The sequence below is a fragment of the Naumannella halotolerans genome (genome assembly GCF_004364645.1).
Taxonomy (GTDB): domain Bacteria; phylum Actinomycetota; class Actinomycetes; order Propionibacteriales; family Propionibacteriaceae; genus Naumannella; species Naumannella halotolerans.
Map to the genome: position 1 here is coordinate 292301 of NZ_SOAW01000003.1, position 13266 is coordinate 305566.

The 13266-nt window shown below is 67.5% G+C and carries 12 protein-coding genes; 5 read left to right on the top strand and 7 right to left on the bottom strand.

What is annotated here, in order from left to right; genetic code table 11:
• Positions 1-29: 29 nt before the first annotated feature.
• Entirely contained in the window at positions 30-1448 is a 1419-nt protein-coding gene (gene cysS / locus CLV29_RS15330) for a cysteine--tRNA ligase (RefSeq protein WP_133755959.1), read from the bottom strand.
• Positions 1449-1595: 147 nt separating this feature from the next.
• Between cysS and CLV29_RS15335 the strand changes: the two genes are divergently transcribed.
• From CLV29_RS15335 to CLV29_RS15345, 3 genes are all read left to right on the top strand, one after another.
• Positions 1596-2150 (top strand): NADPH-dependent FMN reductase, encoded by a 555-nt coding sequence (locus CLV29_RS15335; protein WP_133755960.1) that lies wholly within the window; start codon positions 1596-1598, stop codon positions 2148-2150.
• A gap of 199 nt (positions 2151-2349) precedes the next feature.
• Positions 2350-2937, top strand: a complete 588-nt coding sequence (locus CLV29_RS15340; protein WP_166649307.1) for an endonuclease domain-containing protein — start codon at positions 2350-2352, stop codon at positions 2935-2937.
• Between the two features lie 267 nt (positions 2938-3204).
• Positions 3205-3723 carry a DinB family protein gene (locus CLV29_RS15345; protein ID WP_133755962.1) on the top strand — a complete coding sequence of 173 codons (519 nt, stop codon included), beginning with the start codon at positions 3205-3207 and terminating at the stop codon, positions 3721-3723.
• 92 nt (positions 3724-3815) lie between these two features.
• On the opposite strand, the gene CLV29_RS15350 is transcribed toward CLV29_RS15345, so the two are convergent.
• Entirely contained in the window at positions 3816-4763 is a 948-nt protein-coding gene (locus CLV29_RS15350) for a beta-ketoacyl-ACP synthase III (protein WP_133755963.1), read from the bottom strand.
• Between the two features lie 289 nt (positions 4764-5052).
• Complete coding sequence (locus CLV29_RS15355; RefSeq protein WP_133755964.1) at positions 5053-5643, bottom strand: TetR/AcrR family transcriptional regulator; 591 nt, start codon at positions 5641-5643, stop codon at positions 5053-5055.
• Positions 5644-5752: 109 nt separating this feature from the next.
• On the opposite strand from CLV29_RS15355, the gene CLV29_RS15360 reads away from it, so the two are divergent.
• Entirely contained in the window at positions 5753-6901 is a 1149-nt protein-coding gene (locus CLV29_RS15360) for an acyl-CoA dehydrogenase family protein (protein ID WP_133755965.1), read from the top strand.
• A gap of 33 nt (positions 6902-6934) precedes the next feature.
• On the opposite strand, the gene CLV29_RS15365 is transcribed toward CLV29_RS15360, so the two are convergent.
• The 3 genes from CLV29_RS15365 to CLV29_RS15375 all read right to left on the bottom strand — a co-directional run bounded on the left by CLV29_RS15365 (position 6935) and on the right by CLV29_RS15375 (position 11059).
• Positions 6935-8320, bottom strand: a complete 1386-nt coding sequence (locus CLV29_RS15365; protein WP_133755966.1) for a DUF4032 domain-containing protein — start codon at positions 8318-8320, stop codon at positions 6935-6937.
• Positions 8321-8437: 117 nt separating this feature from the next.
• The gene (locus tag CLV29_RS15370) at positions 8438-9529 is read right to left on the bottom strand and encodes an ABC transporter ATP-binding protein (RefSeq protein ID WP_133755967.1); all 1092 of its coding nucleotides are present in this window, start codon (positions 9527-9529) and stop codon (positions 8438-8440) included.
• 162 nt (positions 9530-9691) lie between these two features.
• Positions 9692-11059 carry an L-serine ammonia-lyase gene (locus tag CLV29_RS15375; protein ID WP_243831974.1) on the bottom strand — a complete coding sequence of 456 codons (1368 nt, stop codon included), beginning with the start codon at positions 11057-11059 and terminating at the stop codon, positions 9692-9694.
• Positions 11060-11207: 148 nt separating this feature from the next.
• Here CLV29_RS15375 and CLV29_RS16295 point away from each other — a divergent pair, with 148 nt between their 5' ends.
• Complete coding sequence (locus CLV29_RS16295) at positions 11208-12224, top strand: class I SAM-dependent methyltransferase (RefSeq protein WP_243831975.1); 1017 nt, start codon at positions 11208-11210, stop codon at positions 12222-12224.
• A 251-nt stretch (positions 12225-12475) separates the two neighbouring features.
• Here CLV29_RS16295 and CLV29_RS15385 read toward each other — a convergent pair whose 3' ends face one another.
• Positions 12476-13147 (bottom strand): endonuclease domain-containing protein, encoded by a 672-nt coding sequence (locus CLV29_RS15385; protein ID WP_166649309.1) that lies wholly within the window; start codon positions 13145-13147, stop codon positions 12476-12478.
• Between the last annotated feature and the right edge of the window lie 119 nt (positions 13148-13266).

Sequence of the window (13266 nt, forward strand, 5' to 3'; positions counted from 1 at the left end):
GATCAAGAACTCTCTGTGCTGCGAGGCCCTCAGGCCTGCTTGGACAGCGACCAGGTGGTGCCGTCGCGGGTGTCGGTCAGCTCGATCCCCAGAGCTGACAGTTGGTTGCGGATCTCGTCGGCGCGGCTGTAATCTCTTGCCTGCTTAGCCTCGGCGCGGTCGTTGATCAACCGCTCGACCAGTGCGTCGACGATCGGTTCGAGTTGATCACCGCCACCCGAAGCCCGGTCCCAGATGGGATCAGCCGGGTTCAGGCCGAAGACGTCGAGCATCGCCCGTACCTCGGCAAGGCGGAGCGAGACCGTCAACAGATCGCGGGCGTTGAGGGCGGAATTGCCGTCCCGGATCGTCTCGTAGAGCACCGCGAAGGCCTTCGGTGTTCCCAGATCGTCATTCATCGCCTCGACGAAGGCATCGGGCAGGACGACTGCGCTGACATCCTCGGACAGGGCATCGGCAGCCCGGTCGAGGAAGGAGTCGATCCGCTCCAGCGAGGCCGTCGCCTCGGACAGTGAATCGTCGGAGAACTCGATCGCCGACCGGTAGTGGGGGGCGGCCAGATACATCCGCACCGCCCGGGGTGGGTAGTGCTTCACGACCTCACTGACGAGCGCACCGTTGCCGAGCGATTTCGACATCTTCTCCCCGGCCGCGGTCACCCAGTTGTTGTGCATCCAGTACCGGGCGAAGGGTTTGCCGGCGGCGCGGGACTGGGCGAGTTCGTTCTCGTGATGGGGGAAACGCAGGTCGAGGCCGCCGCCATGGACGTCGAAGGTGTCGCCGAGATACTTCCCGGCCATCGCCGAGCACTCCAGGTGCCAGCCGGGACGTCCGCGACCCCACGGAGAGGGCCACGACGCCGTCCACGGCTCCTCGGGTTTGTGCCCCTTCCAGAGGGCGAAGTCACGCGGATCCCGCTTGCCCCGGGGATCGGCATCGGCCGCCGGCTCCATGTCGTCGACCTTCTGCCCGGAGAGTTCGCCGTAGGCCGGCCAGGACTTCACGTCGAAGTAGACATCCCCGGAGCCGTCGGTGGCCGGATAGGCATGACCGCGCTCGATCAAGGCCGCGACCAGTTCCAACATCTCCGGGATGTGCCCGGTGGCTCGTGGCTCGTAGGTGGGCGGGATGCATCCGAGGGCTGCGTAGGCGTCGTGCAGCTCGCGCTCGAAATGATAGGCATGCGCCCACCAGGGCACACCCGCCTGGGCGGACTTGCTGAGGATCTTGTCGTCGATGTCGGTGACATTGGCGATCACCGTCACCTCGTACCCCTGCACCGCCAGCCAGCGGCGCAGCACGTCGAAGACGACCTCCTTGCGAATGTGACCCAGATGCGGCGCCGACTGCACGGTGAGCCCACAGTGGTAGATCGACACCTTGCCCGGTTCGAGCGGGACGAAGTCTCGTACCTCACGGGTTGCTGAGTCATACAGGCGCAGGGTCACCGGACCAGCCTATCGGTGCTGGGCGATCGCGGCCGATCGTGGGCGAGCTCACATGCCGGTCGGAATGACCCTTGAACGGTCAATCGTTGCACCGGAAGCGGTCGCAACCCCCGCGGCCGCCTGTCTATTGCTTGAGGAGTTCGTGGAATGAAGATCGCGATCATCAACGGATCGATCCGCCAAGGCCGGTCCAGTGACGGTGTCGTCGACTGGGTGGCCGCACAGGCCGCCGAACACGGGGGTGCCGACTTCGAGGTCGTCGACCTCGCCGCGTTCAACGTTCCGCTGCTGACCAGCCCGGTGATCCCGGGGATGGCCAACAAGCAGTACGACGACCCGGCGGTGCAGGCCTGGTCGGACGCGATCGACGCCTTCGACGGGTTCATCCTGGTCACCCCTGAGTACAACCACGGCGTACCCGGTGCGCTGAAGAACGCCTTCGACTCGCTGTCGGGTGAGTGGCAGCGCAAGACCATTGCCTTCGTCTCCTACGGCGCCGACAACGGCGTCCGGGCAGTGGAGCAGTGGCGCCAGATCGTGGCGAACTTCTCCATGCACGACATCCGCACACAGCTCTCGCTGGGTCTGTTCACCGACTTCGCCGACGGCAAGTTCGCCCCGCAGGAGCGCCGTGCCGGCGAGGCCAAGAACCTGTTCGACGACCTGCTGAAGACCACCGAGTTCTTCGAGAACGCGAACTGATCGTTCCGCGTCTCTGGGCATGACTGCCCCAGACTCTCGCGCCGCCGGTGATCCCGGCGCGAACCCATCACACCGCTGGTGTGGCTCCAGAACGCGAAATCGCGCCCATGGGCACCGAGATCGTGATCTGGAGCCGCGTCAGCGGTGTTGTCGTTCCTGGACGAGGTGTCGTCGCTTCGTCTCCCGTCGGGCCCGGTCGATGCCCGGCCCGCCATGGCCAGGCAGCAACCGGTGGTTCGACTTCAGCCAGGCTCGGATCCCGGCGGAGTACGTCCTCGTCTTCGAAGGGGTGCGGTGTACCTCGCCTGCGTTCACCGCCCTGGAACTGGCCGCGACCGACGGCGGTGAGGCCATCGACACCGCGCTCCGCCTCCGGGCGGCGCGTCTGGATCAGCTGTGGGCCGCATTGGCCGCGACCTCCGGGCGATCGGGGAATGCCGTGCGCCGGACCGTCCTGCAGGACTCCCGTGACGAACCGTGGTCGGCTGCCGAGCGGCTGGCACACCGACTGCTCCGCTCCGCCGGTATCCGCGGGTGGGCCGCGAATGGCCCGATCGTGGTGGCAGGTTCCCGCTACTTCGGTGACATCGTCTTCCGTACCCGGCGGTTGGTGCTGGAGATCGACGGCTCGGGCACCCATGCCGACCCGGCGGCCTTCCAGACGGACCGAAGTCGACAGAACGTGTTGGTCAACGCCGGCTGGCGGGTGCTCCGCTTCACCTGGGCGGACCTGAACGATCACCCGGAGGCGTTCATCAGCACGGTACGCACGGCACTGCGTCGTTGACACAGGACAGGTACCCACGACCGCAATCGGATGCCCGCCGAATCCTCGGCGCCCCCTCCGTCCTCGAGCACGCCGCTGAAGTGGCGCGAGCGGGCAGATCGGTTTGCAGAGCGGCCGGGTTTCGGGAGCTGGAGCCACGTCAGCGGTGTTGGCCAGCGGCGGTGTCGTTCGCCAGATCAGCGCTCGAGGACAGTCTGTGTCCGGACCGACCTCGATGCTGGTTCTGCAGCCGAAGAACGGCTGACACCCGTAGGTGAGGGAGACACCATGAATGCCGACGACGGAGCGTTGACCCAGGAGCGGTTCGATCTGCTCGAATCCCTGTCGACCCAGCGGAAGTTCGTCCTGCAGACCGCATCGGGGCTCAGCGACCAGCAGGCGCGCGAACGGTCGACGATCAGCGAGCTGACGATCGGCGGGATCATCAAGCACCTCACCGCCGTCGAGCGGGAGTGGTGTGACTTCATCGTGAACGGGCCGGCCCCCGAGGCTGAACCGGACGAGGCCGCCATGGCTGCCTGGGCCGATCAGTTCGTGATGGCTGAGCAGCAGACGCTGGCCGAGATCGTGAGCGGGTACGAAAGGGCCGCGGCGGCCACCGATGAGCTGGTACGGACTGCCGACCTTGATCATTCCCACCCGTTGCCGGCGGCGCCCTGGTTCCCACCGGGAGCCCGGCGCAGCGCCCGACGGGTCTTCGTGCATCTGATCGGTGAGATCGCCCAGCATTCCGGTCACGCCGACATCATCCGGGAGGCGATCGACGGCTCGAAGACGATGGGGTGAGGACGGCCGCCGGGGCTGGTGTCGACCGGACAGGTGGGTGACCGGCCGCCGTCGACAGAGGTCGGGTGCGGATGCGGATCGAGTGCCCGAGGTCAGGGGATCGTGATGACCTGACCGGCGTAGGACAGACCGCCGCCGAAACCGAAGAGCAGGGTCTTCGAGCCCGGCTTCAGCGGGTCATCGGACTCCTGCAGCTTCGACAGCGCCAGCGGGATCGAGGCAGCCGAGGTGTTGCCGGAGACGGTCACATCGGTGGCGATCCGGGCCTGCGGGGCACCGATCTTCGCCGCCAGCGGCTCGATGATCCGCAGATTGGCCTGGTGCAGCACGATCGCATCCAGCTCGGTCGGCTCCAGTCCGGCCTTGACGATGATGCCCTTCACGATTTCCGGCAGGGTACGCGTGGTCCAGCGGTAGACGGCATTGCCGTTCTGGGCGAACTTGTAATTGTCCACCGCCTCGATCCGTACCGCATCGGACAACGTCGGCACCGCACCCCAGACCACGGGGGAGATCCCGTCGGTCTCCGAGGCCTCGATCAACACCGCGCCGGCACCGTCGGCGGTCAGCACACAGGTGGAGCGATCGGTGAAGTCGGTGAAATCGGTCAGCTTCTCGGCCCCGATGACCAGGGCGCGGGTGGCCGCGCCGGCCATGATCGCCTGCTGTGCGACCGCCACCGAGTGGCTGAAACCGGAACAGGCGGTGTTCACGTCCAGTGCTGCGGGGTTGTGCTCCATCCCCAGGCCGGTGGCCACCCGGGCGGCGGTGTTCGGCGAACGGTCCTGGGCGGTGCAGGTGGCGACCACGATCATGTCGATGTCGGTGAGCTCGGTCGGATGCTTGGCCAACAGGTTCCGCGCCGCGGCCAGGGCCATGTCGGCAACGGTTTCCTCCGGCCCGGCCCAACGCCGTTCGCGGATGCCGACTCGCTGGGTGATCCACTCATCGGATGTCTCAACCATCGTCTCCAACTCGGAGTTGGGGACGACCCGGCTGGGCTGATGATGACCTGTGGCGACGATGCGAGTTCCCGGCATTGCACCATTGTCCACCTTTTTGGCCGGTACGCGCCGCAGGGGTCCGAGTACCGCTGCGGGCCGTCCCGGTCGGCCAGTTCACCACGCAGGCACGGGCCTGGTACTCGCGATGGCTCCCGATGATGCAGGACCGCCGTCGACGTCGTGGGGGCGGCCGCAGACCGCCCGACGACACGAGCGCAGCCTCCACGGGGCGCCGCCGGAGCGGGGGAGTCCGAGGGATTGAAAGGTGGGGATCCCACGACACGGTTCAGTTCAGGACACCCGGCGGACATCTGGCCCCGGGTGGTCAGCGCTTGACCGCGGCGACCACCAACTGGGCCAGTTGGGCATAGGCCTCGGAATCGGTCAGGCCGGTGGCCTCCTGCATCGACCCGCTGCCGATCCGCTTCATCGTCGCCGAGACGATCTCGGAGACGAAGGCCGCATTGGTGTCGTCACGGAAACTGCCCTTGGCCGTACCCTCCTGGATCAGTTCCCGGATCCGCATCGAGGCCCAGGCCGTGTTCGCCAGGTACACCTCGTGGGTGGGTGGAAAATCGGCCATATCGGTCAAGAACTCCCGCGATGCCGGGCGCAGCGCCTCCGAGACCGCGGTCAGGTAGGCGACCACTCGACGCTCGGGGGCGCGGGCCCGTTGCAGCTGCTTCTCCACGTACTCCGTCGCGCCCTTGAAGAACAGCCGAACGATGCTGGTCGCCAGTTGCTCCTTGGACTGGGCCAACGCGTACAGGGTGCGCTTCGAGCACCCCAGCCGCACCGTCAGATCGTCCATCGTGAAGTGCGCGAACCCCTCGGCGAGCATCAGCTCGAGCAGTTCGTCGCGCAGCTCGGACTGGCGACCGGTGAGTCGCACGCGCGGAAACTGCAGACGGGCCATGGGCCAAGAGTCTAGAGCGCGCCGCTGGCACACAGCACCGGCGCCATGACTGGCACTCGGACCGGTACTGCCGTAGCGTTCGCAGTACCGGTGCTGGAGGAGACGAGGAATGCGACCCAGAGTTCAACGGCTGCTGCCCAACGACGACGCGGCCGAGATGGTCAGCGTGGTGGCTGATTTCGCCCGCGCCGAGCTGGAGGCAGCCGCGGCCCAGGGCGAGGAGGCGGCGAAGTTCCCCGAGAAGGCCTATCTGCGGTTGGCCGAGCTCGGCGTGCTGGGGATGGCCTATCCGGAGGCCGACGGCGGACTCGGTCGGCCCTATGAGGTCTACCTGCAGGCGTTGGAGGAGATCGCCGCGGCCTGGTTCTCGGTCGGTGTGGGCGTCTCGGTGCACACCATGTCGGCCTGGCCGTTGGCCCATGTCGGTACGCCGCAGCAGCGATCCGCCTGGTTGCCGGGAATGCTCAACGGCGGCGGCATCGGTGGGTACGCGCTGAGCGAGCCGCAGGCCGGTTCCGACATCTCGGCCATCACCACCCGGGCGACGAAGACCGACGGCGGGTGGCGGATCAACGGGACCAAGGCATGGATCACCAATGGCGGGTATGCCGATCACTACACCCTGTTCGCCCGGACCGGGGAGGCTCATCACGACCTGAGTTGCTTCCTGGTCCCCGGTGATGCTCCCGGTCTCAGCGCCGCGGCGCCGGAGAAGAAGATGGGGATGACTGGTTCGCCGACCGCCATGCTGCATCTCGACGATGTCGAGATCGATCATGATCGGCTGATCGGCGAGATCAACGGTGGTGCGCGGATCGCTTTGTCTGCATTGGATTCCGGCCGTTTGGGCATTGCCGCCTGTGCCACCGGATTGGCTCAGGCAGCACTTGATCATGCGGTTGCCCATGCCCGCGAACGCGAACAGTTCGGTCGACCGATCAGCGATTTCCAGGGAATGCAGTTCCTCCTCGCCGAGATGGCCGCGGCAGTGGACAGTTCGCGGGCGACGTACCTGATGGCCGCACGAAAGCGCGACGCCGGCATGGACTTCACCCGTGATGCCGCGGTGGCGAAACTGACCTGCACCGATTCCGCGATGAAGGTGACCACCGATGCCGTGCAGGTGCTCGGTGGGTACGGATACACCCGCGACTTCCCGGTCGAGCGGTTCATGCGGGAGGCCAAGATCACCCAGATCTTCGAGGGCACCAACCAGATCCAGCGGTTGGTGATCGCTCGTCAACTGGCCAGGTCCTGACCTCGCGAACGTGACCGATGCCTGACGGAGGGCTCAGCCCTTCTTCCGTCGCAGGGCCTCGACGTCGAGGAACTCGTTCGCCGGCACCGGGGTGTCCTCGACCCCGTCCTCCCACGGGTCGTAGGGCTTCTCGGTGTCGTTCTCGTCCAGATATCCCTGCGACGGATCGAACGGGTTGGCCAGCCGGCGGCCACCCTCCTCGACCACCGGGACCACCGAGGCGGCCGACATGTCCTCGTCCGGCAGCTCCCGCAGCACCGTCTTGGCGTAGTCCTTCGCCGCGTCGAGGATCGGCACCTCGCTGCCGACGGCCTCCGACATGTACCACCGGTGGTCCAGCACCTCGTGGAAGACCTGGGCTGGTTCGCGTTTCGCCCGCAGGTCGTCCGGGACCGAGGCCACCACCGGTTCGAACACCCGGGTCAGCCACTGGTGGGCGACCACCGCCTCATCGGCGCCCTGCTGGTCGGTACGTACCCGGAAGGTGTCCAGGTCGTTCAGCAACCGCCGAGCCTGGTTCTCCTCGGTGTCCAATCCGGTCAGCCGGAGCAGCCGGCGCGAATGGTGACCGGCATCGACCACCTTCGGCTGGATCCGTACCGTCGAACCGGCGAGATCGGTGGTGATGTCGAGCTCGGCCACGTCGAAGCCGAGCGCATTCAACCGGCGTACCCGGGAGTCGATCCGGTGCATCTCCGAGGTGTCGAACTCCTCGGCGCCGGTGAGCTCGTTCCACAGCTCGTGATAGCGGTTCTCGATGGTCTCCACCAGGCCGATCGGCTTCAGCGCCTCGTCCAGCATGCCGCCGGCCTCGAGGTCACAGAACTCACCGAAGAGGTTGGTCTTGGCGATCATCAGATCGTGTTCGCGTTGGCCCTTCGACAACTCGTCGTGGATCTCACCGGTCTCGGCATCGACCAGATAGGCCGCGAACTCGCCGGCGTCACGGCGGAAGAGGATGTTCGACAAGGACACATCGCCCCACAGCACCCCGGCCAGGTGCAGTTTGGCCAGCAGCACGACCATCGCATCCAGCAAGCGGCCGACGGTCTCGCTGCGGACACCGGGGGTGAACAGTGCCCGATAGGGCAGGGAGAAGCGCAGATGTTTGGTCAGCAGCACCGGATCCAGCGGCTCCCCGTCGGGAGTGACCCGCCCGGTCACCACGCCGACCGGTTCGACCGAGGGGGTCTCCAGGCGGTTCAGATCGTGCAGCAGTCGGTACTCGTGCAGCGCCAGGTGTTCGATGACCTCCTTGGCGGCGTAGATCTCGTCACCCACGCGGATGAACCGGACCACGTGACGGGAGATGCCTCGGGGCAGGGCGACCAGCTTGTCGACCGGCCAGTCGGTCAGCGGCGTGTCCCACGGTTGCTGCAGCAACCGCGAGTCGGGCTGGGCGGACAGGAACCGAGGCATTTGGTCATTCTGGCACGACGGTCGAACGTACGCCCGACAGGTCTGGGTGTGCCGGTGGATGGGAAACCGGAGCGGCCCGCCACCTGTCGGTGACGGGCCCCTTCACCGGTTTCGGGATCAGGAGATCCGGTCCCCGGACGCCTTGGAGAAGACGTGGGTGGCTGCGGGATCCACGGCCAACCGGACGACCGATCCGCGGGCCGGGGTGTTGCCCGAGGCGATCCGGGCGACGATCCGCGGGGCGGTCAGCTTGGCTGCCTCGTCCAGACCGGCGACGGAACCGTAGAGATAGGCGTCGGCGCCCAGCTCCTCGACCACCGAGACCTCAAGCCCGATGCCCTGGTCGGCGACCTCGAAGGTCTCCGGACGGACACCCAGCACCAGGGTGTCCTCGCCGGGGGCCTTGTCCAGCACCTCGCGAGCGACCGGGGCGACGTAGTCACCGATCTGGATGCCGCCGTCGACGACCTTGCCCTCGATCAGGTTCATCGCCGGGGAACCGATGAAGCCGGCGACGAACAGGTTGCGCGGCTCGTAGTACAGGGTCAGCGGGGTGTCGACCTGCTGCAGCAGGCCGTCCTTCAGCACCGCCACCCGATCGCCCATGGTCATCGCCTCGACCTGGTCGTGAGTGACGTAGACGGTGGTGACGCCGAGGCGTCCCTGCAGATCGGCGATCTGGGTACGGGTGGAGACGCGGAGCTTGGCGTCGAGGTTCGACAGCGGCTCGTCCATCAGGAAGACCTGGGGCTGGCGGACGATGGCGCGGCCCATGGCGACGCGCTGACGCTGACCACCGGAGAGTGCCTTCGGCTTCCGGTTCAGGAAGTCCTCCAGACCGAGCAGCTTGGCTGCCTCGCCGACCCGCTTGTCCCGCTCGGCCTTCGGCACGTTCTGCATCTTCAGGGCGAAGCCCATGTTGTCCGCCACGGTCATGTGCGGGTACAGCGCGTAGTTCTGGAAGACCATCGCGATGTCGCGGTCCTTCGGCGGGCGGTCGGTGACATCGTTCTCGCCGATGTAGATCGCTCCGGCGTTCACTTCCTCCAAGCCGGCGAGCATCCGCAGCGAGGTCGACTTGCCACAGCCCGAGGGGCCGACGAGCACCATGAACTCGCCGTCACCGATCTCGAGGTTGAGCTTGTCCACCGCGGGGGTGTCGGCACCCGGGTAGAGACGCGTGGCGTCCTTGTAACTGACAGTGGCCATTGCCTGTCTGTTCCTTCCACGGGCAGGTACGTGCCCGACGATCCGTAGTGGATGGTGACGGTCCCCGTTGACCGCCTCAATGTGTCACCCGGGTGGAACCCGGAGCGTGTTGAGGACAACATACGCCCTCACTGTGACCTGCGCCACCCAGGGGTCGAGGATTCAGCATTCGACGATGTTCACGGCCAGTCCGCCGCGGGCCGTCTCCTTGTACTTGACCTTCATGTCGGCCCCGGTCTGCATCATCGTCTTGATCACCTTGTCCAGGCTGACGGTGTGCCGGCCGTCGCCGTGCAGGGCCAGCCGGGCGGCGGTGATCGCCTTCACCGAGGCGACCGCATTGCGTTCTATACAAGGGATCTGGACCAACCCGCCGACCGGGTCGCAGGTCAGACCGAGATGATGCTCCATGCCGATCTCGGCGGCGTTCTCGACCTGTTCGGGGGTGCCACCGAGGACCTCGGCCAGGGCTCCCGCCGCCATCGAGCAGGCCGTACCGACCTCGCCCTGGCAGCCCACCTCGGCGCCGGAGATGGATGCGGTCTGCTGGTAGATCGAGGCCAGGGCACCGGCGGTCAGCAGGAACCGCAGGATGGTCTCTTCGTCGCTGCCGGGCAGGAAGCGGTCGGCGAAGTGCAGCACCGCCGGGATGATGCCGGCGGCACCGTTGGTCGGGGCGGTGACCACTCGGCCACCGGAGGCGTTCTCCTCGTTCACGGCCAGGGCCCACAGGGTCACCCAGTCCATCGCCGCCAGGGGATCGATCTCGGCGGCCGACTCCAGTCGTCGGTGCAATTCGGCGGCGCGACGACGTACCTTCAGGCCGCCGGGCAGGACGCCGACGGTGTCGCAGCCCTTATGCACGCACTCCTGCATCACCGCCCAGATCTCCAGCAGCCGCCGGCGTACCTCCGCTGCCGGACGCCGGGCGCACTCATTGGCCCAGGCGACCTCGGAGATCCGCAACTGCTCGCGCTCGCAGATCTGCAACAGCTCGGCGCCGGTACGGAAGGGGTGGGGCAGCGGAGTCGGGTCGGGGACGATCTGCGGGTTGCCGCTGCCGTCGTCGTCGAGGACGAAACCGCCGCCGATGGAGTAGTAGGTCTGCTGCCGGACCTCGGTCTCGTCGTGCCAGGCGGTGAACGTCATGCCATTGGGATGGAAGGGCAGCGAGCGGCGCCGGTACAGCAGCAGATCGGCATCCGGATCGAAGTCGATCTTGTGCGATCCGTTCAGTGCAAGGGTTCTGTGGTCCTTGATCTCCTGCACCCGGACCGGTGTGGCGTCGGTGTCGACGGTCTGCGGGTCCTCCCCGCACAGGCCGAGCAGTACCGCTGCCTCCGAGCCGTGGCCGTGGCCGGTCGCGCCCAGGGAGCCGAACAGCTCGGCCCGCACCCGGGTGACCCGGTCGAGTTCACCGTGCTCGGCCAACAGGGCGGCGAACTTCGCAGCCGCTCGCATCGGGCCGACGGTGTGCGAACTGGACGGCCCGATGCCGATCTTGAACAGATCGAACACGCTGACGCTCACGCGGCCAGTCTGCCCGATAAGTCGCTGCCGCAGGGTCGGTGTGCGAGATTCGCGCGGTACGTGCGTCCAGCGCAACGCGGCGCTGGGTGTCGGATCAGCTCCGGCACGGCCGCGGCGCACCGACAACGGCCTACGGCACAATCGGTGCGTGCCCCTGACCGATCCTGTTGCGCGCCTGATCCTCGACGAGGCCGGTGACCTGCGGGGAGCCCGGGTGTTCGTGCTCGACGACCGTGACGCGGAACTGGCCACCGGTGCGGCGGCAGCCGGGGCGGCCGAGGTCCGGTGGTGGGGAGACGACGTCCGGGACGACCCCGATCTTCCGGGGTCGATCGCCCTGCCGGAGATCGATGCCGGGACCGATCTGGTGCTGGCCCGCCTGCCCCGCGCCCTCGACCGGTTGGACGAGTACAGCCGAGAACTGGCTGCGCGGGCGCCGGGAGCCAGGATCGTCGCCGGCGCGCGGGTGAAACACATGACCCGCTCGATGAATGCGGTGCTGGAACGGCACTGGCGGCAGGTACGTGCCAGCCTCGGCCGCGACCGCAGCCGGGTGCTGCACGCGACCGATGCCCGACCGATCGATCCGGACGCGACGAACCGGTGGCCGCGGGAGGCCACCGTGCAGACCCCCGGTGGCAATCTCACCCTGGTGCACCACGGTGGAGTCTTCGCCGGCGGCAGGCTGGACCCGGGAACCCGGTTGCTGCTGCAGGCCCTGGCGCAAGCGCGGCCGTCGCCGGGCAGGGCCCATGACCTGGGGTCGGGCACCGGGGTGCTCGGTCTCTGGTTGGCGCGCAGTGGCCACCGGGTGAGTGCCAGCGACATCTCCCGATTCGCCGTCGCCTCGACCCGGCAGGGCGCCCGGGTCAATGACGTGTCGATCGAGGTACGGCTGGCCGACGGTGTCGCCGGCGTGCCGCCGTCGGTGGAGCCGCAACTGGATCTGCTGGTGTCGAATCCTCCGTTCCACAGCGGCGCGGCCAAGGACAGCACCCCGACCCTGGAGCTGATCCGGAATCTGCCGACGGTGGTCCGACCCGGTGGTCAGGCGTGGCTGGTGTGGAACTCCCATCTGCCCTACCTCCCGGCGCTCCGAGCGGTGGGCCGGACCACGATCGTTGCCCGGAACCGCGCCTACACCGTCACCCGGACGATCCTCTGAGCAGTTGGTCTCTGAGTACTTGCTCTCTGAGCAGGTGGCCGGTGAGCCTCCGGCCGCTGAGCGTCTGGTCGCTGAGCCTCCGGCCGCTGAGCGTCTGGTCGCTGGGTGTCTGGTCGCTGGGTGTCTGGTCGCTGGGCGTCTAGTCGCTGAGTGGCTGCTCCGTGGGGTGGCTGGCCGCTGAGTGTCCAGCCTCGGAGTTCTGGCCACGGAGCACCGACAGGTCCGGTGACGAGCACGTCACCGGCCGTGGTTCAGCGCGATCGGAGGGCCGCGCGGACCGCAGTGACGAACCCGGCGCCGGACAGATCCATCCAGGTGAAGCGCAGGACCCGCCAGCCGGCCAGGACCAGCGCATTCTGCCGGGTCCGATCCTGCTGAAATGCCGCGGCCGAACCGTGGCTCTGCCAGCCGTCGATCTCGACCACGAGCCGCCGAGCAGCGAAGACGATGTCGCCGAAGTAGTGGCGGGCACCGACGCTGATCCGATGGTTGGCCCTCCAACCGGTGATGGACGCCTGGCGCAACAACCGGTGGGCGAGCCGTTCTGCTGCCGACCAGGGTTGGTCCCGGGAATCGGCGAGCACTCGCCTGCGCAGCTGGTGGCCGCGACGGCCGGTCGTCGCGGCCAGGGCTCGATGCAGCTCCTCGAGGCTGACTGCTCGCTGCCGCAGCGCGGTGTCGATCGTCGATCCGTCGTCGGTGGCCGCCAGGTCGATCGCCGTCATTGCCGGACCTGTGCACCGCATCCCGTTGTCGACGGTGATGAACTCCGGATCGATCCAGCGCCGCTCGAATGTGTACCCGGCGTGTCGATCGCGTCGCCGCCGACACGACACGTCGACGACGCCGGATGGTGGTCGAGCGGCGAAGTGCAAGCAGGCCGCGGCGTGCCCGGTGACCACGGCATCGCGGTCGAATGCCATCAATGCCTGCAACCGCACCAGCAAAGGAGGGTCCGGTTGTGCCCAGATCCCGGGCAGCACCGGTCGGAGTCCAGCCCGGCGCGCGGCGCTCCGTAGCTGGGGTGGTGCCGCAGATCGAC

Bases quoted from the DNA above. Each gene is read 5' to 3' on its own strand.
- CLV29_RS15335 (WP_133755960.1), top strand. From the start codon at position 1,596: ATGAAGATCGCGATCATCAACGGATCGATCCGCCAAGGCCGGTCCAGT.
- CLV29_RS15340 (WP_166649307.1), top strand. From the start codon at position 2,350: ATGCCCGGCCCGCCATGGCCAGGCAGCAACCGGTGGTTCGACTTCAGC.
- CLV29_RS15345 (WP_133755962.1), top strand. From the start codon at position 3,205: ATGAATGCCGACGACGGAGCGTTGACCCAGGAGCGGTTCGATCTGCTC.
- CLV29_RS15350 (WP_133755963.1), bottom strand. From the start codon at position 4,763: ATGCCGGGAACTCGCATCGTCGCCACAGGTCATCATCAGCCCAGCCGG.
- CLV29_RS15355 (WP_133755964.1), bottom strand. From the start codon at position 5,643: ATGGCCCGTCTGCAGTTTCCGCGCGTGCGACTCACCGGTCGCCAGTCC.
- CLV29_RS15360 (WP_133755965.1), top strand. From the start codon at position 5,753: ATGCGACCCAGAGTTCAACGGCTGCTGCCCAACGACGACGCGGCCGAG.
- CLV29_RS15365 (WP_133755966.1), bottom strand. From the start codon at position 8,320: ATGCCTCGGTTCCTGTCCGCCCAGCCCGACTCGCGGTTGCTGCAGCAA.
- CLV29_RS15370 (WP_133755967.1), bottom strand. From the start codon at position 9,529: ATGGCCACTGTCAGTTACAAGGACGCCACGCGTCTCTACCCGGGTGCC.
- CLV29_RS15385 (WP_166649309.1), bottom strand. From the start codon at position 13,147: ATGGCATTCGACCGCGATGCCGTGGTCACCGGGCACGCCGCGGCCTGC.